Annotated in this window: 14 protein-coding genes; 1 reads left to right on the top strand and 13 read right to left on the bottom strand. The window is 51.7% G+C overall.

What is annotated here, in order from left to right; all coding sequences use genetic code 11:
* Positions 1-235 precede the first annotated feature (235 nt).
* Positions 236-1,177: a hypothetical protein gene (locus NST85_RS04665; RefSeq protein ID WP_341188682.1), complete on the top strand. Its 942-nt coding sequence runs from the start codon at positions 236-238 to the stop codon at positions 1,175-1,177.
* Between the two features lie 57 nt (positions 1,178-1,234).
* Here the strand turns inward: NST85_RS04665 and NST85_RS04660 are convergent, their stop codons facing one another.
* The 13 genes from NST85_RS04660 to NST85_RS04590 form a co-directional block, all read right to left on the bottom strand.
* Positions 1,235-1,975 (bottom strand): DUF3991 and TOPRIM domain-containing protein, encoded by a 741-nt coding sequence (locus NST85_RS04660; protein ID WP_341188681.1) that lies wholly within the window; start codon positions 1,973-1,975, stop codon positions 1,235-1,237.
* 233 nt (positions 1,976-2,208) lie between these two features.
* Positions 2,209-2,496, bottom strand: coding sequence for a hypothetical protein (locus NST85_RS04655; RefSeq protein WP_341188680.1), 288 nt, complete (start codon positions 2,494-2,496; stop codon positions 2,209-2,211).
* A 194-nt stretch (positions 2,497-2,690) separates the two neighbouring features.
* Complete coding sequence (locus NST85_RS04650; protein ID WP_341188679.1) at positions 2,691-3,392, bottom strand: Fic family protein; 702 nt, start codon at positions 3,390-3,392, stop codon at positions 2,691-2,693.
* Positions 3,393-3,551: 159 nt separating this feature from the next.
* On the bottom strand, positions 3,552-10,784 hold the full coding sequence (locus NST85_RS29260; protein WP_445671143.1) for a DEAD/DEAH box helicase family protein: 7,233 nt from the start codon (positions 10,782-10,784) through the stop codon (positions 3,552-3,554).
* A 13-nt stretch (positions 10,785-10,797) separates the two neighbouring features.
* Positions 10,798-11,025, bottom strand: coding sequence for a helix-turn-helix domain-containing protein (locus tag NST85_RS04630; RefSeq protein WP_341188677.1), 228 nt, complete (start codon positions 11,023-11,025; stop codon positions 10,798-10,800).
* Between the two features lie 53 nt (positions 11,026-11,078).
* A complete protein-coding gene (locus tag NST85_RS04625) occupies positions 11,079-11,564 on the bottom strand; it encodes a hypothetical protein (protein WP_341188676.1) in 486 nt (161 codons plus the stop codon).
* 24 nt (positions 11,565-11,588) lie between these two features.
* Complete coding sequence (locus tag NST85_RS04620; protein WP_341188675.1) at positions 11,589-15,422, bottom strand: DUF5704 domain-containing protein; 3,834 nt, start codon at positions 15,420-15,422, stop codon at positions 11,589-11,591.
* Positions 15,423-16,505 carry a copper amine oxidase N-terminal domain-containing protein gene (locus NST85_RS04615; protein ID WP_341191067.1) on the bottom strand — a complete coding sequence of 361 codons (1,083 nt, stop codon included), beginning with the start codon at positions 16,503-16,505 and terminating at the stop codon, positions 15,423-15,425.
* Between the two features lie 176 nt (positions 16,506-16,681).
* Positions 16,682-17,683 carry a hypothetical protein gene (locus tag NST85_RS04610; protein WP_341188674.1) on the bottom strand — a complete coding sequence of 334 codons (1,002 nt, stop codon included), beginning with the start codon at positions 17,681-17,683 and terminating at the stop codon, positions 16,682-16,684.
* Positions 17,684-17,761: 78 nt separating this feature from the next.
* A complete protein-coding gene (locus tag NST85_RS04605) occupies positions 17,762-18,736 on the bottom strand; it encodes a hypothetical protein (RefSeq protein WP_341188673.1) in 975 nt (324 codons plus the stop codon).
* Complete coding sequence (locus NST85_RS04600) at positions 18,723-19,271, bottom strand: hypothetical protein (RefSeq protein WP_341188672.1); 549 nt, start codon at positions 19,269-19,271, stop codon at positions 18,723-18,725. Before NST85_RS04600 ends, NST85_RS04605 begins: the two co-directional genes overlap by 14 nt.
* Positions 19,268-19,660: a hypothetical protein gene (locus tag NST85_RS04595; protein WP_341188671.1), complete on the bottom strand. Its 393-nt coding sequence runs from the start codon at positions 19,658-19,660 to the stop codon at positions 19,268-19,270. The genes NST85_RS04600 and NST85_RS04595 overlap by 4 nt, the downstream gene beginning before the upstream one ends.
* Positions 19,661-19,729: 69 nt before the next feature.
* The gene (locus tag NST85_RS04590) at positions 19,730-20,209 is read right to left on the bottom strand and encodes an ABC transporter permease (RefSeq protein ID WP_341188670.1); all 480 of its coding nucleotides are present in this window, start codon (positions 20,207-20,209) and stop codon (positions 19,730-19,732) included.
* Positions 20,210-20,222: the final 13 nt, after the last annotated feature.

The following is a 20,222-nucleotide window of genomic DNA, read 5'->3' as shown; positions in this document are numbered from 1 at the left end:
ACAAGCGAATTTGGGAGACCAAATTCAGTGCTTGCTACAACACGAGACATTCGTCTCGCGTCGCCCTTCAAGATTCCTGCCGGGAAAAAGGGGGAGGGCATCGAAACGACAAAAGACGCCGATCGCTCAGCGTCTTCATTCTATAGGCCATAAATTCTTTCATTTTTTGAAACCACAAATTTAAGTATCCGTATAAGAAATATCACAATGCTTTATCTCAGGGAGGATGTTCACCATGAAAATGAAAGGCATCTTAGCAACAACACACCTTGATGCACACGGAACAAGGTTAGCTAAAGAAGCATTGGAAGATATGGCTGCACAGATAAATAGTGACAGTGTTCCTGGAGTTGGTTCAGAGCATGATATTTTGATTCCCCCTCAAGGTAAAGTGATTTCTGCTAGCGTCGTAAGGATGCGTGATGGAGAGTACGCCCTTGAGGGAGAGCAAGAAATTATTAGCCCCTCTCGATTGAGCAGAGTAATCTTACCAAAAGGCGATATCGGGTATATAGACAGATACGATGATCGTCGGCCATTTAAGGATAAGTATGAAGAAACTCCCGAACAGAACGAAATAAGTGTAGATATGGTGAATTTCGACTCGGAAAAATCAGCTCAAGAATTCATTACAACAATAGAACAGATCGAAAATCAAAAAGCAGCATTATTGATTCGAAAAAGTTTGATTCCCGATCCAGAAATTATTTTTAGGCTTTCAGATGAAGCAATTAAATGGTTTCTGGCGACCAAGGCGGCTAAATTATTAGGAAATCGAATTTCAGATGATATCGCCGAAGATTTACATAGGTTATATAAAAATATACGTGATGCTTCTATTAACTACGCAGCACTCTGTCTACCTAAAAACCGACCAATAACACATGTGGTCGTAATATCTGGGAAGCCCACAGTAGAATGTGTCATTCGTACTACTGATCCAGTTGTATTTGCCGAAGCGGTAGAAACAAATAAACTAATTGAAGTGATCGATTCCGCAGATGAATACCACAAAAAGTTCAAGGCTCAGAAAATTCAATTTGTATATAGTGAAGATAAGAAAGCTTGGGCATTTAATTATTTATTGACTATTGAAGGTAGTGTCGTTGGATCTGAAATTGCAACAAAGAAAAGGAATAAAGTAATTCAAATGAATCGCAATAAATTAAAAAGGTAATTCCGGGTATTTTGTCTCACCTAGTAGGTATAGAACCATGTAAGACAATAATCAATATTACCGAATTCTTTCCTTCCGTCGAGCGAGACAGTTCATCAATTCCTCATTTACATCCTTACCGTTTTTAGGCGGTTCATCGGAAATAGAAAGGACAGGAGAGAGCAACTGTCTAATAGCTGCCGCCGACAATCGTCCCGGTTCATCATTATCCAAATGTAAGACCAGTCGATCAACTTGCGGGTAGGTCTGCAAATATTGGGTAAGTGCAGCCGGCGCAATATGTTCTTCCTTTCTTTCTTTAGGGGCATATATCCCAGCCAGCGATAACTGATGCGACTGTCGCCAGTCCTTCCCGGAGATAGCCGCAAGGGTGCAGTACGATAACAAGTCAATCGCGCTTTCAAACAAATGCAGCTCGGGACTGCTGTCCTCTGCCGGTATAGCGAACGAATACCGCTTATCGCTACCTGGCGCTTCACCCATATAGCGAGTGTTGGTCGTCCCGCGAATCGCTGCATAGCGCGGAGTGCCTTGCTGATCAAAACCAACAAAAATCGCGTTATGATGCATTCGGCTTTCGTACAGGCGTCCCGAGTTAAGACAAAAATCGATTATGTCGCGGGAAATGCCACGTTTGCAAAGATATGTGATGGCGCGATTCGAAGTCTCATACGGTTCGGGAAGCTCCAGCCGCGCATTTGAAGAAGCCTGCTGAATGGCTGCCACAGCCGTAGTTATAGGGACGGGCGAAATACCTTCAATTTGCAATACCGCATCGGGAAACGTTAGGCCACGCACTTTAATGAGATAATCCAGTGCCGAACGCCCGCCGATCCCTCGCGACCACCAGAACCATTTGCCATTGGAGATTTTAAGGCTATCATGGGTTCGGGTCGAGTAGGCGCTACGTGAGCAACGAACCAGTTCGTATGGCTCGAAACATTGCAAATAGGTGAGCAGGTCCAATTGCTTTGCGCGTTCGATTTGTTCCTTGCTTACATAGCTCATTGCTGTAGTTCCTCTCAGAAAAATCATCGTTCCATACTCCGCTTTTTGGGATACCGATAAGCTCTGTCTTTCTTCAATTCCTTAGCGCCATTCTTTTTCATGAATGCGTCTAAATCGCCTTCATAAACGTGACTGGTCACCCCATGCGAATCACGGATATAATAATACGTGTCGCCAAATATGTTCTTCCCTTTGGAGACCAGTTCCAATTCCGGCACGGTTTTTCCCTCCTCAGTCAGGCTGGTTCCGTAACAAAAAGGCGGTAGGATCGGGCAAAAGCATCCGCCGCCGCTTGGGATGGCATACAACATATGCGTTCCTCCCGAAATGCGAAAAGGACCCCAAAGCCGGAGTCCATTTCGTCATGTGATTGATAACTTTAACTGGTAGGGCCTGTCTTCGATCTGTGAAATGCCTCACGTCTACTACATAATTTCCCAAACAACAAAAAAGCCTGCCGCGCGATGAAGCGTAGGCAAGCTTTCTAATCAATATTGGGATGACTTTACTGATCCCTGTCCGGTTCGCGCCGTTTATCCGGTTCAAAATCAATCCCGCTGATGGCATGGTCGTACAAGAATACCTTAATCCCACTCATGTCGTTGGTGCTGTAATAAGCAGAAAGCAACTCGTTAAACCGCTCCATATTCTTTTCCGTAATGGTCAACATTCCGTTCCCGTTTTCTACGAGCAGTTTGTTGGCAATAAGAAGGGACGTCCGCTTGTTTCCGTCCCAAAACATTTGCCGTCGCGCCCCCCACAGAAAAGTCGTAATTGCTCGTTCCGTTGTGGTCATATCGGCCGCCAGCAAACTCGATAATTCCTGTTCGATCTCACTTTGTACCGGAAGCGGCGGAACATAGTCTGTACCGGAAATCCCGACATTGCCCGTTCGCAAGACGCCCCATTCCAGCGCCTCGTTCCTGGCGACAAATTCGTTAAGCTTGCAAATAAGGGGCAGTGCGATCGGTTCGTCAATCGCGTTCACCAAATAACGCCAAGCATCCCTCATATTGAGGACGGCTTGTATATCGTCAAGAGTTACGCCAGGAACATTGACCCCGTTCAAAATCGTTTGGGTTTGTGGAAACGTGATGTTGCGGTTTTCCATTTTCATTCCGCAATATATATTTTCATCCCATTTCTTTTTAGCGAGAAACAAACTTTGTTGTTTGGTCAGCGCATATTTATCCAAAAAAGGTTTCATTTCGTATCCCTCCAACTATTGTCATTATAGCTGGTTTCGGGGGCAAAATCACGTTCGGGTAATAACGAATGAGAAACGCCTATTTTCAACGTTCTCCCATTTGCTAAAGCGCGCCGAAACATACATGAGCAAGGGGGAGAACGTGAGCGTATCAGCCGGTCAGCGCTCACGAATGACAGCCTTTCGCTCCTGCAGCTCGGGTTCTTCATCCGACACGCTGTCCGCCACCTCGTTTTCCCGTTTGTCCATGTTCAGCAGGGCATTCAATTCTGCAAGCCGCGCAGACTTGGTTTGCAGTTCCTGTTCTTGTTTGAACGGAGCTTCGATCTGCTCCTTCGCCGTTACCATCTGCTGCTTGAGGGTAGATAACTGCTCATGGTAATAGGCCAGCTTCCCAGGCAAGTCCGATAACGCATTGTTGATCCGCGTAATGTTGCCGCCTGCGTCCGGCCCTAACGTTACCGTATGGCCCAATGCGCCGCGAAGCGTCACTTTGTACTCCTTCATGAAGCTATCAAAGGATAGCCATAAGGAAAAGCCCATGTAACTGCCTGCTTCCTGCGGATCGGGAGTGGTCAAGCCCTTGCAGGCTTCCAGCAGGGCTGCGCCCGCCGAAGCACGTTCCGAGTACGTGTAGTCTTTGATGGTCATACCGGGAAAACGGGAATCATCGTTGTTATCTTTTTCGGACGTTTGGGCGCGCATGAACAAGGCCACATCCTGCTCGTACCCAGTAATGCGTTCCTCCGTTGACTTGATTTGCTGCGGCAACATTTTGAGCAGCCGATCCTCCAACGCATATCGCTGGCTCAAGTGGTTGGCTTTAAGCAGCTTGAGTTTGAAGACCTGGATGTCGAGATCCATTTTCTCCTTGATGTACGGATTTCCCGTCGCAAGCGCTTTAACCTCGGCATAGGACAAAGCCGTTTCGTCAATATCCTCGGCAGATCGTACCGGAGACTTGCTGGTCATGATTTGTGAAATGAAACGTTGCTTGTTCTCCAGCGTTTGATAGAGGTAGGCGTCGAACGTGTTCTCCGTCACGTAGCGAAAAATATGAACCTCGGGGTTTTGGTTGCCTTGCCGAATAATCCGCCCGCTGCGCTGCTCCAGGTCGCGCGGACGCCACGGACAGTCTAGGTCATGAAGCGCGATCAACTTGGTCTGAACATTCGTCCCTGCGCCCATCTTGAACGTCGATCCAAGCAGTATGCGAATCTGTCCCGTCCGCACCTTGGCAAACAGTTCCCTTTTCTTTACCTCCGTGTTGGCGTCGTGAATGAAGGCGATGTCCTCAGCCGGAATGCCTTTTACTGTCAGTTTGCGCCGCAGCTCGTCGTACACATTAAAGGTTCCGTCCTGCTTAGGAATTGAAAGGTCGCAAAAGACCAGCTGCGCGAGCCGCTGCTCCTGGCTGTCGGCCCATTGCCGATAGACGTTATCCGCGCAGGCGCTTACTTTACTGCCTTCGTCATCGGGTAGCATGGCGTTTGCAAGCCGTTGATCGAGGGCCAGCTTGCGTCCGTCGTTGGTAATCTTGAGCATGTTGTCTTCGTGCGGCTCTACTCGCTTCGCTCGCACCAGTTCGGCGCGGCTGGCGAGATCCGCGACCATCTCACGCTGAAAATCGCTCGGCGGAACAGCGACGTTGTGGAAGTGGGCTTTGGGAACCGGAAGCTGGAGCATATCCGCTGTCTGAATGTCCGCCACTTCCTTAAAGACGTTCATCAGCTCCGGCAAATTATAAAAACGGGCAAACCGCGTTTTCGCGCGATAGCCCGTTCCTTCCGGTGCCAATTCGATGGCGGTAACTGTTTCGCCGAATGTTGAAGCCCACGAATCAAAGTGCTGCAAGCCTTGCCCGCGGAGCCGCTTGTATTGCAAGTAGCGCTGCATCGTGTACATTTCGGTGATGGAATTGGAGATCGGCGTACCCGTGGCAAAAATAATGCCCCGTCCTTCGGTCAATTCATCCAAATAGCGGCACTTGGCAAACATGTCCGATGACTTTTGCGCCTCCGTCTGTGACAGCCCGGCGACGTTGCGCATCTTGGTGTATAGAAACAAGTTTTTGTAGGAATCCGCCTCATCCACGAACAGCCGGTCAATGCCGAGTTCTTCAAAAGTGACCACATCATCCTTACGGCTTGTGTCGTTCAGCTTCTCCAGCTTGACCTGCAGCGTCTTCTTGGTCTTTTCCAACTGCTTGATGGCATACCGTTCGCCTTTTGCTTCTTTGAGTTCCCGAATGCCACTTGTAATTTCGGATATTTGCTCGTAAAGCTGCTGCCGCTGGCGCTCCGCCGAGATCGGAATTTTTTCAAATTGCGAGTGGCCGATAATAATCGCGTCGTAATCACCTGTGGCAATCCGTGCGCAGAACGTCTTCCGGTTCTTCGTTTCAAAATCTTTTTTGGTAGCGACCAGCACATTCGCGGATGGATAGAGCTGTAAAAACTCCGCCGCCCACTGCTCGGTCAGATGATTGGGTACGACCAGCATGCTCTTGTTGCACAGTCCCAAATGCTTGCTTTCCATCGCCGCGGCAGTCATCGCAAAGGTCTTGCCTGCACCAACGCAATGGGCGAACAAGGAATTGCCGCCGTAGAGCGTTCGGGCAACCGCATTGACCTGATGTTGCCGCAACCGAATTTCTGGGTTCATCCCGGTGAAGCGAATATGACTTCCATCATATTCGCGTGGACGGATGGAATTGAACCGATCATTGTATAGTCGCGTGAGCCGTTCTCGACGCTGCGGATCTTGCCATATCCAGTCCCGAAACGCTTCCTTCATGGCTTCCTGCTTTTGCTGTGCGATAGCCGTTTCCTGCTTGTTCAGCACTCGCTTTTCCACGCCATTTTCGATGGCCGTATCGAAAATCCGCACATCCCGCAGATTCAAAGTGTCCTCCAGAATCTTGTACGCATTGATGCGATTCGTACCGTAGGTGACATTTGCTTTAATATTGTTACTGCGATCATCGCTTTTGCCTTTGACGTTCCAGGCTGCTGTATAACCGGAATACATCACGTTGATGGATGCTTGGTACATATACGGCGTATCCACCAGTTCGAAAATGAATGCCCGAATGACTTCCGGCGGCAGCCAGGTTGCGCCCAGTCGCACATCAATCTCGGAAGCGTCCAAGTCCTTCGGCTGCACGGCTTCCAGCGCGCTAACATTTTCAACGTACCGCTCGGCGTCATAGGCCGCAAACTGTTTGGCTGCGCGCAGCTTTTCACGCACATTGCCCGATAGATACGCATCCGCTGTTTCGTATATCGGTTGTCCTTCTTCGTCCAGATTTTCAGCATTCGGGAAGATCACGCCGCGAAGCTCCTCCACAAGCCGTTCCTGCACGAGTCCGGTCAACTCTGCCATATACGGCAGATCGACGCGAGCTTTCGTGCCGATGGAAACCGCCAGCGCCTCCGAAGCCGTATCCACCTGTTTGATGTTGGCGCGTTGCCGAATGGTACGCTTTGTGAACATATCCGCCTTACGCAGCAACCGTCCTTCCTCATCGATGACTTCCAACGAACAGAGAAGGAAGTACGAGCTGTCATCCGAAAAGGCAAGGCTATTGGCGCGACTGTTAATCAGGCCGTATTGCGCTGTGAACCGTTCATATTGCGTATCCAGCTTGCGCTGCTGCTCCCTTATCGCTTCGTCGCTGTAATCCTCGGTTTGGTATTCGATCAGTTCGCGTACCGTGTCCCGAAGCTGAATCATGCCCTTGATACGGCCCGCTGCAGTTGCTGATGTTTCAACCGACCGCATCCGACTGTTTTCCCGAAAATAGATGCGGCCATCCACCAGCGCAAAGCTGAAATTACGAACGGACGGGTCGGCAGGCAAGGAGACTTCCTCCTCCTCCGGCTGTTCCTCCCGTTCCAACTCGACCCACTCCGCATGGATGTTCGCCAACGCCTCACGCAGCAGCTCGTCCAAAGGAGCGTCCGGGTAGGGACGACAGGTCGTTTCCTGTTGATTGCCATACATCCGATCATCGTAGGCCATCGTACCGAGAACCATTTCGGGGCGGGCCGCAAAGTAGCTATTCACCGGCACATCCTCTGCCGTAACGCCGAGTGAAAGCCATTCCTCGGTTTGCTCGCTGACGGCCACCATACGGTCTCGTTTTTGCAAAAACAAAATGTCGGCGGTCACCTCTGTTCCGGTATTCGCCAGGAACGCATTGCTAGGCAGACGCACCGCGCCGAGCAGCGCGGCCCGTTCCGCGATGTATTTTCTGACGGTTGGGTTTTGTTTGTCCATCGTTCCCTTCGACGTAATGAAAGCGACAATTCCGCCTGGACGAACCTTATCCAGCGTCTTCGCAAAAAAGTAGTCGTGAATCAGAAACTTGTGCTTATCGTATTTTGTGTCGGTCACGCCGTAGTTGCCGAACGGGACGTTACCAATCGCGAGGTCAAAAAAACTGTCCGGCAAGTTGGTCTGCTCGTAGCCGCTGACAGCAATCGAAACTTGCGGGTAAAGCTGCCGCGCGATGCGCCCGGTGATGCTGTCCAACTCCACGCCAAACAGCCGAGCGTCCTGAAATGACTCCGGCAATAGACCGAAAAAATTGCCGATGCCGCAAGACGGCTCCAAAATATTACCGCTGCGAAAGCCCATCCCCTCCAGGCATTTGTACATCTCCTTGATGACGGTTGGAGAGGTGTAGTGCGCATTCAGCGTGGAGGCGCGGGCGGATGCATATTCCTCCGGGTCCAGCAAATCTCGCAGCTCCGCATATTCAGTTCCCCATTGGGGATTCCCATCATCAAACGCTTGCGGAATCCCGCCCCAGCCCACATAACGGGCAAGCACGGCCTGCTCGTCCGCAGCCGCCTGACGGTTATCCTTCTCCAGTTGCTCGAGCAGCCGAATCGCTTCCACATTCCATTTGTACTTGGTTTTCGCGCCGCCATGTCCCAATTCGTTGTCGGTAATTCTGTAGTTGAAGGTCGGAGCAGAATTACGCCGGATTTCCGGCGTGGTAGCCGAAGGAGCAACGGGAGGCATCCTGTCCCCTACTGCTTGTGCTGCTTGTGCCGCTTGCTCCGGATCGTCGACCGGTTCCGTATCCCATTCCGCTTGTTCCGTATCCAATTCCTGCTGGCCGGAAATCAGATGATCGTTCAGTGGATTCTCGCGCAGCATGCGCTCAAAATCCCGGCGATTCATTTCCTGCATGAATAACGGAAATTGAACGTTCTGCAGTACAACCTTACGCGGTTCCAGTTGCGCAATTTCGTATTCATCCGCCCCGATAAAGACTTTACTGCCTTCGGCATACGCATAGTTCGCTCGAACCCGGTTGGGCGTTTGCGGCGATTCATCCGGCTGCAATTCGGATAACGGTTGAAGGTGTTCTGTTGTTTCCGATGTTCGTTGCCTGCGCTGCTCCTCCTGCTGCTCGGCATAGGCAGGCAATCGTTCTTCTTCCTGGCGGTATAGATAGCGGCCCGCTGACAGCAACTCACCGATACGCTTCTGCACCTTGATCCACGGCAACACTACTATAACGTCCGGGTTCATAATAGAACCTCGTGTCAGCGTAATCCCCTTGCTATCGTGATTTTCATGAATATCGGTGCCGATCAGGGCAGGGAGGCGTCCACCTGTGCCATATTCCCGTTTTAGAAAATCAGCGTTCTCCTGCGTCGATAACGACTGCCCAAAAAATAGCGCGATGCGAAGTTTTCCGTTCTCAAAGCCACTTCCACCTTGCAGAACAGCGTCGATGGCTCCTTGAGGAAGTGTAAAAGCAGAGGCTTTTTCGTCCTCCGCTTGCTCCATCCATAATGTCTGTTGCTGAATAGAAGGCACCGATGTACGAGCAGGATCAAACTCGTTAAGGATCATCATGCTGGCGATATGCCCGGCAATCACCGACCAATCGTAAAAGCTCTGCGCCGTCCGCAGCTCCGCCGATCCCGTCCAAAGATGCAGTACGTTTGCATACGGCTCAAACCCGGCCTTAGTGTCATCATCTAGCGTTAACTCCGTAACTCCCGAAGGGAACAGACTGCGTATATATAACGTTCGTTCGCGGCTCTCCTCATGTGCGTCGAAAAAGGCTTCGATAGCCGCCTTGCTTTCCGTAAGCGGCGCGGCGCGAAGCATATCGTTGATGATCGCCCGGTCATGAAAAAACGGAAGACTTCTGTCCTCCGTTTCCCGGTCGTACCATTTTAGTGATAGATCAGTTCCGTGAGAATCAGTTCCTCGGCCTGTTGCTTCAGACTGTTCATGTGTCCCGTCCAGCCCATCGGATCGGTCGCCTTGTCCGGGGCTGGATGCTGCCGGAGCAGATCCTGCATCGTCAGATCGATCTGCTCCCTCGCTGTCCGGTCGATGTCCGCCAGATACTGGTTCAACTGCTCCGACAGCATCAGATGAGCGTAGGTTCCTTTCCGTTGATCCTTGAGAAACGTCTTGCGCAACATCCCATATTTCCCGATGCGTATCGGTTCGAGCATCGTCAGATCTGGTAGCAGGTAATCCCCGCTCGGCGTGTAGGTCAGTTCCATGCTCCATCATCCTTTCGCGTGTTTTAGCTTCATTGTGAGGCAAGGATTCTGGCCTTGCAATGGTACGGTTTGCCTGATGCTCTTTTTTCTGCTGTTCATCGCGGCGCATCGCCCGAACGGTGGATTCAATCTCGCGCAGCATCGTTTCCGCTACATCGCTGATCGCCGCACCCAAATGAGAAAGCGAAGGAAGTGTATTGAAATAACCAACACCGGAAAGATCGTCAACACTGATGTAATGGGAGGGTTCCACACCGCAGCGTGTCAGCGCCATAAAGGTGACCGCGTGCTGTGTAGCTTCCCTAAACAGCAGTTCTACATGCGGCTCATCCAGTTCTTCCAACAGGCTGTTGTCGCGTTCGACCAACAGCATCCGCACGTAATCAGCGCTGTGGTCCTCCACCGCGTTCCGGGCAGCGGACAGCAACACTTCAACCAGGTCCATCCCCGGCCCCCGTTCACTGCCAAACGCATTTTCCAGCGTTTCGATGACGGCTTCCGTATCCGGCTCCTCCATGCGCCATAGGGAGACGGGTTGTCTGCTTCGGCTCTGCGTATCCGATACGTCGAAGACATGACGTAGCCCCAAATGACTGCCCCGATCTTCGATTAGTGCGATGCCCTTAGCGCCGCGCTTGACCCACCTGTTCAACCGCTTGTTCCAAATCTCTATGGACGCGCAGGCTGTAGCATCTGGACGCTGCGCGTAGATCAAAAGTTGATCCTGAAACGGATACTTGTAGTTCCAGGCCGCCGTCCGCAGAAAATCGGCCAAGCGCTCGGGATGATCCGAAATCACATGGGCCGTACTAGCGGCAAGCTCAGCAATTCGCTGTAACTTTGCTGTCAACGGTCACACCTCCTCATATGAAGGTAATTTGGTTCGTCAGCCGAATGCCTTCCTCGGAATATCGGGGCGAGAGCCGGATAAGTCCATTTTGCTGAAGCCGATGCAGATTGCGACGAACGGCAGAAGAGGAAAACCCCACCTCTGCCGCAAGCCGTCTGGACGATAGCAATACAGTGCCGTTTCGTCCGCCTGCACGATCCAGCAAATAACAGTACAACAGCTTCGCCGTAGGCGGAACCATTACACTGGCCAGCAGCCGATAACGGGTGAGATCATTCATAGAAGTGCCTCCTCCTATCGTTCCGGCCCCGGCTTCTTCTTAGGCGCTGTGGGCGTTGATGAATACTGCCGATGCTGCTCGGCCAGGCGCTCGGGACGGGCATAACAATACACGTAAAAGTTATAATCTCCGGCAAAGGGAAAGCAGCGCAAATAGTAACGATGTTCCTGTGTTTGCATGCAGAAACCATACACATCCTTACTCCATCCGCCTTGAATACGCGCCTCCGGGTGCTGACTGCAAAATCTGAGCATCTCTCTGCGGCTCTTGAGTACACCTTGATCCCCAATGGCTTGCATCACTTTTCCAAGTTCCGCTTCAAAATCCGGAGTTTGCAAAGTGGACCGACGGGTAAACCAGGTCATCCAAAACTCCTCGCCTGAGCGCCCGAAATCGCCGCGCAGATGGCCGATACAGCAGCGTTCCATATTCGCATCGGCAGAACCAGAATAAAAATAGGCCGCATCCTCGGGTGCGGCGCTTTGTAGCTTCTCAAACATATCCGTTCCTCCCGGCTGGTGAATTTAATGCGTTCCTCCTGTTCCGAAATCATCGTAGCTGGACAAATCGGCATGGTAAAACACAACATCACCATCCAATAGCGAGAACGATGCCCCATAAGGATCGACGAAGCTGCGTTGATAACCCTCCATCTGCCATTGATTATTAAGCGGTGCATTTTTGTACTGCAAATGCGGGTGGCCGATGTCCTTATTGCGAATGGTTTCGATGTTGAGATTGACCACGATATAGCCGTCACGCAGGAAAATCGGCGCATTGTCGTCCAGCCGGTGGGTGCGTCCATACTCGGCCAGATTCATGCCTACTGGTACTGCATAGGGAGCAGCGGGAAGGCTATACTCGCCAAACCAGCGCTGCACCGAGGCATTGGCCCGCGCAGTATCCATGCCGGACGGCACCTGCATGCTGCCGATAAACGTCCGAAGCTGCGGAGGCAGCAGCATGCCGTCGTAGCCACCCACATAAATACGCTTTTGCGCTGCGTCCTTCAAAGCCTGCTGTACATACGACGCCTGACTGCCAGACGAACCATTCAGACCCCACTGCGACCTGGCCGTATTCGTTAGCTCTTGCTGCGACACATTGCGCAGTCGGGTATCCAGCGTCACAAGCCGCTGCTCGGTATCCTCCGCAGAGCCGATCCGAATAAAACGCTTGTTTCCCGAATGATAGTACAAGTCCACCTGTTGCCGGTCCTGGCCCTTCTTGTCTACGAAATAATAGGTAGGCGTAATCTTAATACCATCGCCCGCGCCGAACATATTCCCGTTCGATTTGACTTCAAATTTGAAGTGATAGCCCGTTTTGACAGCGACGTTCTTCTTCCCACTCTCCGGGTGACTGCCCGGCCGGATTGGCAGCACGTAAGGGGCCGTATTGCCGCGCGCCGCACCGTCGATCCCTTTTGTGCCAACCCAATAGCTATTTCCGGTCGGCGTCGCGCTGCCTGTCGCCGTTCTGAATACCGTTTCCCACTGGTAGTCGGCAATATCGGTAATACGGAAGTCGAACAGACGGCCTATAACCTCGACCGCCACAACTTGTGTCGCCACATGATGGGTCAAGTCCAGATTGGCATTGCTTTGTGATGTGAATGAAGCCGGACTGTTTTCAGCAAACGTGCGGAATAGCACATCATAGTTTCCCTCATCCACCCAAACGGGCATGTAAAAAGTAGTCGTTAGCTGGCCGACAGGAATCGAAGTCCAAGTGTCCTTCGGAACTAAGGTTGCGTGGTCGGCCTTGTATACATCGAACGGGAACCTCACCTGCTTGTCGCGCACATATTTGGCATAGTCCCGGTTGCCGTAGCCCTTGATGTCCTTGTGTGCGCCGCTGGTTGGAATGGTAACAGTGAACGGTCTATCCAAAATAAGCGCGGCTCGTCCGGCTGTCGGCGTTGTCTTCTGGTTATGCGCCTGATCGTCGGATACGGATGCCTGATTGACAACGGGCGTATGCACCGTCACCGGGTTGATGCCATTGATCGGGTAGCTCTTGTTGTCACCGCCGCCAATACCTTTAATGAGTGCGTAATAGATTGTACCTGTGCTGGGTTGACTGGCTTTATTCGTTTTCCCAGCGTCAATGACATATACCGAGCCGTACAGTACATTCTGACCGATCACGCTAGGAGCCGGAATCATTCCGGGCGCTGGAGCCGTTTCCTCGACTGTCCGATTGTCCATCACCGTACTGCCGTTAAACACGAGCGAATCGTTTTTCACCTTGATTTTGCCGATGGCGTTTTCCGCATTGGACCTCCAATCCTCGTTCGGAATGGAAGGACGGCTGGAACCGCCGGATATTGTCTGACCGGAAAGCGTCACATTCGAATAAACCGGGTCGGTCACATGTGCGCTAAGCGTTGCATCGTGCGCAGCGGATACCGTTGGAGGCGAATAGCCGCTCGGCTGGAGCGTTACCGTTCCAGAAGGCAACGCGTAATTGGCGACCATCGCCTTTTGCAGACCGTACACTTCGAGGTTTTGAATCGTCCAGAAGCTGTACTTGCGTTCAATCGTGTAATCCTTCGAGACCGTCTGCGTCGCGGAACGCGGAACATAGATCGTAGTCGAGTTGCCTTTGTCATCCGGTGGGCCGGCCTGTGTCTCCGTCCACGTGAGGGTATACGTTTTGCTCACCCGAATGGGGTATTGCTTTGTACCCTTCGTTTCCGTGAATGCATGGCGGTACAAGTACGATTTGGCTAACACATTTGCGTATAGGCTCTCAGAAGTTGGAATGCCTTGTAGTACATCAAATCGTTCCGTGCCGCGCGTATCTGCTTTGATGATGGCGGAAGCGCCTGCGTCCATCGCTTCGGCTTGCTGGCTCGCGCCGGGTAACGAGGTATCGCCGTCGCCACTGTCGCCCTTGCGAACGGTGTGATCCGACGTGGAATCTCCGCTGTTACCATTAGCATCTTTCACGACGACGGTGATTTTGACGGTTACACTAGAGCCAGAGTTGAACGGGATTTTGATCGGTAGTGTTTTACTTGCCGTCAATCCACTGAGCGAGCCGGACTTATCGCTCGGCGTAACGAACGTCGCGTTCTCTATTTTGGTGATCTCATACGACTTGAGCGGCGTTGACGACATTGCCTCAAATATAAAATCCCCATTCACTGTCGTAATCGAAGCATCGACGTTGTCTGGCGCGTCGATACGGGATGTCACCGTGATCGGGGAGGGGATTTTATAGATGCCGACGAAGTTAGAGCCACCAGAGCCGACCAGGATGGAGCGTTCCCGCAGCTTCGCGTCTCCTTTTTCCTGAATGAACAGCTTCTCATCAGGCTTATTATTGTTTGTTATATAGGACCGAATGATTTCATACGTCTGGCCTCCCGAAGTAAGTTGTTGTTCGAAAGTATGATTCGCCTCATCTCCAGTCTCGTAGATGCCTTTATCGACTTCCTTGAGCTTCGTACCATCCTCCTTCTGATAGATCGCTTTTACCGGGTTATTTTCAGCGTATTCGGCGATGGCGTCCGTTCCGCCGAGCGCTACCGTAAAGCTTCGCGTTCGCACCTTCGGGTTCGTCTCAGGGCTTTCCTGCAACCAGTTTTTTTGCGATAAGTCCTTCTTTGGCGATAAGTAGGAACGGACGATGCTGTACGTTTTCCCATTCTCCTCAATGGTCGCAGAAAACTCGTGGTTGATTGTTTCGCCGACTTTGTAGTCGCCCTTATGGAAGGTGACATCCGGCTGCTGAATGACCTTTCCGCTTACCGTTTTCGCAACAATATCGACTGGAAAATTAGCGCTGCGATAGGGGACGTGAATCCCGAAGTAATCATCGAGATCATCCGGGTGCGCCCAGGGTTCAGCGTTTTTAATTTCGTTTAGCGTGTAAAATGGGCCTTTGCGCACATTTCCGTTGCCATCGACGGATACCATGATCGCGTACAAATACAGGTCGTCGTTGTCCTTGATATCGCCCATGCCCGCCTGCCACATGCCGTCAGTTACTAAATCTTCACTGACTTCGTAATAGGTCGTGAGTGGTTCTCCAGGAATTGGGGGGTTCGGATTTTGTGCAACTTGACGCACCTGTTGATTGACAAAGGATGCATGGCTGCCGTTACGTGGATCACCGCACTGTTTGGATGATGTATTCGTGCAGAGTTGGTCACGACGCACCGTCCAACCTACTGTTCTGTAGCGAATGGCCGACGTTGCAGCCGTGCTAGTGATTTCAAATTTAATCTTACCTTCATCTACTCGAACTGCCGGTGTCGCGGCATTCGTAAGAAACGGAAAGCATGACAATAAAAAAGAGCATGCCAGCAGCATACTCAACGCGATTCGTATGAATTTAGGTTTCCGCATCTAATTCGAGTCCGCCTTTCTAATGATATGATTGCGGAACAAACTTGCATTCGGATCGACCTTCAACGTACTCCCCCAATCACCACCTACATTAGTGGATAGTGAAATATCGGCGTAGCCTTCATACCAAACACCTTTCTCAAACGTTTGTTTCTTCGGGAACCATTCATCGTAGAGCAAATTATTGCTTTCTTTGAACGAGACGAACTTAACCCTGAACTTGGATCGCACAAAGTTATTTCCAAACCCATCTTTATAAATCATGGATGGCTCAGGATCAAGATAGCCTTCAATTTGGACATGGTTCTCTTTGACCCATTCTACGTAGCGGCGAATATATTTCAGTTCGGCATTGGAGCTTTGCACTTTAGTTGCAAACACCGCCTGCACCCACACATCATCAATCGTGTTAAAATCCACGTTCAGCCAAAGCGCACCGAATGTTTTCAGTCTTCCCATCCAAATATCCACGTTCTTCTTGTTGAATTCCGGCTTCGTCGAGAAGAGGACGGATGCAGCTTTGCTGTCTGTTGGATGCGAAAATGGATAGCCCATCTCGTACATTTCGTTCGGAACGTCCGCAAGAATGTATGGATAATCGCTCGCGTTCTTCGGCAAGTCGGTCATGCGAATCAAACGCCCCCATTGGTCGGTCTGCGCCGCGCTATCTTCGCTAGTCTTGATAAACACGGTATCTGTCAGATTGTCCCAATCCACCTTCGCACCTAACACCTCGCTGACGAAACGGAGCGGCACAAACGTCCGACCGCCGCTCAAGATGGCTTTCGTATCCAAAGTGACCGCTTTTCCATCTACCTGCACAACGTTTTGGTTAATTGTCAGAACGATTGCTTGATCGTCTCTCGTAATCGGAACGGTCTGCGTTTCCGATTCCCAGCCGACTTTGGCTCCGAGAGATTCGGCGACAAAGCGCACCGGGACGAGCGTTCGCCCGTTCTCATCAATAACCGACTGTGCATCAGGAAACCAGATTTTTTTTCCATCCATGACGACGCTGACAAAGGTTGGCGGTTTACTGGCCGCGCTTGCCGTCAAACTGAATATACTTCCGAAAAGTATCACAATGAGCAAGGATACTAACCTTCTTTTCAATTGCCTCACTCCCTAAAGAAAATGTGTAGGGCTGGAAAAACTTGCTGTTGCCTACATCATAGTGCCGATTCTGTTGTCTGTCCACTATCCGGCAGGTCCTTGCAAAAAGACGGTCCCTGTCCTCCGCAGGATATAGGGGCTGTTCGTTACTTCTTACACACAGCCCTTCTTCTCCGAACAACAAAGATGATGACAAGAATCAGCAGCAAGCCCCCGTAGACGTAAGATGGGCGCAAACCTAAAGAACCTTCATGAAGCGGGGCGCCAGTCTCGGCCATCTGAATCACGGTATCCGATGGCGTAGTCGCCCAATGGCTTTGACCGTCCTCCCTGGATACCTCAAAAGGCAATTCCTTCTGTTCCACACTGCTGTCCAGCGTGGTCTTGACCTCCGCCATGTAAGAACCGGGAGATAGCTGTCTGCTCAGCTCGGCCCTGTACTGTGCGACTGTGCCTGCGTAGATGGAGTCAACAGTTGAATCCCGTTCAAACAAAAGCTCGCTGGCATCGTCCTGCCGTTTGACTCGCACCACGATCTCCGGTTCGGACAAGCTTCCGCCTTCATTGACCAGCAAAATCATCAAGCTCGCTTTTCCGTTGTCTAGCGTGTACACGGCTGCGTGCGGGACAGCCTCAGGAGGCTTCGCTTCGTCCAACTTGTAGTTAAGTATGACCTGTAATCCGATTTTGTGCTCTGCCGACTCCCTCGTGCTTTTATGATCGTCGTAGACGCCGATGACGGACACGTACTGGCCAGGCTTCACACTTTCGGGGATCTGCATTTTCATTGTAAAGCTTTGCGTCTCGCCAGCCTTAAGGGTAATACCGCGATCCGGCGTTGTGTACCACGCAGCCGAGCCGATATCGGGGTCACCCGGCAAGGTGAAATCAAATTCCTTACCGCCGCCCAGCGCGGGCATGGCATCTGCCACATAGAGGAACGCTGTTATTTCCTCATCAGTGGGGTTCGTGACATGAACCGTGTACTCGCGTTTTTCGCCGGGAAAAATCTCCTCGACATAAGCGCTAAGCTCCGGATTGATCAGGTCGGTATTCCCGCTGATGACCAGTTGCTGCCCATCCATAGGGTTTGTAAATCCGGCAGCAATCCAAAAAACGATTGCCGCCAGCAGCAGTCGAAACCACATGTTTGATGAACTCCTTTGCTTATATTCCGCTTGCCATCGTCCACCTGAGCGTACAAGCATATGTCCCGGCTAGAAAGCCTAGCCGGGACAATAGAGGGGCATATATCCCTTGCGCGCGGCTGCTTGCTCGCTGGCAAACGTCTCTTCGGCCGGATAGGTGTAACCGCAGGAACTGCGGTAATACACCTTCATACTACCTTTCTTGGCCCCAATGATCGTTGGACGCTTCACGATGCGGCTCCCGCCAAGCGCATAGCTGTTGTACACCTTCGCACCCATCGGGATACCTTGTACAAAAGCCAAAACGCTCACATCATCCACCGTATTGTTCCAGTCCTCATCGGAGATCAACGGCAAGGTAAACGTGTAGGACTGGCCGCTTCGAGAGACGGTTTCGTTATATCGGATGATCTGGTATGCCAGCTCGTCCTGTATGGCCCGGACAATCGTGCTTCGTCGTACCTGCTCGAACAGCGCAGCATCCTGCAAAAGCGGAATCGTTGTCTGCTGCCAGATGTCCTGCCGCAAGCCTTCATGCCAGCTTCGGTTGGCTTCATCGTAGGCCAGCACCTGCTGGTCGAGCGTAAAGGACAGGCTGTTACCTGCTGAATCGGCATACGCATATGGCTTCTTCGTTCCCCAGGCCGATTTCATGACGGTTTTTCCGTCAGTCCCCGTCCATTCTTGCTCGGAATAGACGTAAAAGCCGTCGTATCCGACGATCACGATAGCCGGAATGTAACGATGCAAAACACCCTGCGTCACCGGATCATCAATAACACCGAAACCCGCGTCCAGCGTCCGGTAGAAGGCCGCTATCGCTTCTTCCTTGTTCAGCGCGACGCGTTTGGCCGAGCCGTATTGCGCTTCCTGCTGCTGGCTCGCGTTTACAACGAGCATGCTCGCTGCATCGTCTACCGCCGCATCCAGCGCAGCGTCATATTGCAGCTCCGTCAGCATCGTCCTCCGTAGCGTATCCGTCTCGTATCGATTGACCGTCGCGAAGGGTAGAAAGATCAACGCGCCGACGATGGCCCACTCAATCCATTTCATTGCGCACCACCCCGCCATACGGAATCACGATTTTTTCATTCGGGCTGATGGTATTGTTCAGAAAATCGAAGAACAACGTACCTGACGTCCGGTTTGTATTGCGCACAATCACCGAGAAGCTGTCGCCTGCCCGCATCCTGTAACGGCGGCTCGGGTCATCCTTTGCTGCCCGGTTATCGGGGAACAGCACCGGCAGGATCTGCGCATTGAAAAACGCATCATACTGTACTTCGTAGCTGTCCTTAAAGGTTTCGGGCCGTGTCGGATCGTCGTAAACCGGCACGTACTTCTTGCTGTCATGCTCCATCTGAACATCAAAGGTGTTGCCGGTCGCAGCAAGTGCGGTCACGAAATCGTTGTACATCGTTGGCGTGATTCCGCCTTTATCCCGAACCGCATCGACGAAGGCCGTCGTCGCGCGCAAGGCGACCAGCTCCGAAATATCGTCCTGCTGGTCAAAGGCAGCAGAGAGCGGGTAGAGATAGAGCAGCAACACAGAGATCAGTACGGCGAAAATTTTGATCAAACTGTTCATGGCAGGCTCCTGAGTAGCAGGCGCTGCAAGTGACCGGAAGCGTCCCGTTCATAGGCGGGATGATAACGCCCCGTGAGACGTATTCCTGCCGACGAAAGCTGCTCCCGTTCCAATGGCGGCGCAAACCGAACGCCGTCTACCACCACTTCTGCATCTCCTTCATCCAAGCGAGCGATGGCCTGCAACACTTCTGCACCGGATACCGAACCGTCGCCTGAGATCGGCGTATAGGTCTGGTGCAAGCTACGATCCTGCGCTTGCCCGTTCACATAAGCAAGCCTATTTAGAGAAGCGCCGTTCTGAAACAATATCAGACCGCTGCTTGCAGCCATGAGGAAAACGAGCAAGGCTGCGCTCATCTCCAGCATCGTTCTTGGCGCATGGTCCATGCATTACACCTCCTTCATGACGAAAGCGTCCGGCTTAAACCCGGACGCTTTCGTTTGCCTCATTCCGCCTTATTGCTGCTGGAATACGATCCCGCGAATGACGTTGCTGCTGTCCAGCACCAGATGAGCGCGAAATTTACCGCTCGGATTCACGTAGTTGATGTCCGCCTCGTCTACAGTCTGGCTGATCTGGCCGGGGGCGGCTCCTTCCACCATCCCATAGGTGACGCTATCCAGCGGAACTCCGGTATTAATGATCTTGCCGTACCATTGGCCCGTCGGATTTTTGCCGGTTACGATTTGAATTCCGAATTGATCCTGATCGCGGAACTTGCGCAGCGCGTTGACCACCTGGCTGCCCGAAAGTGTCGTATTGTCGTACACCGTGAACGCAGTTTGCGAAAGCTCTGTCTGAATGTTGCTGAAATTGCTTTGCGCCGCCTTGGTCGAATCCTGAGCGGAAATAAACAGCACGACTGCGAGGGTAATGAGCGCTATGGCGAGGAAGATACCTGCCGCCATGACCAGCGCTTTTTGGGCATTGGACATATTCGATTCTCTC

Origin of the sequence: Paenibacillus sp. FSL K6-2524 (assembly GCF_038005525.1) — a bacterium.
Classification (GTDB): Bacteria; Bacillota; Bacilli; order Paenibacillales; family Paenibacillaceae; genus Fontibacillus; species Fontibacillus anaericanus.
The sequence above is the reverse complement of the archived record's forward strand: the minus strand, read 5'-3'. Positions and strand labels throughout refer to the sequence as shown.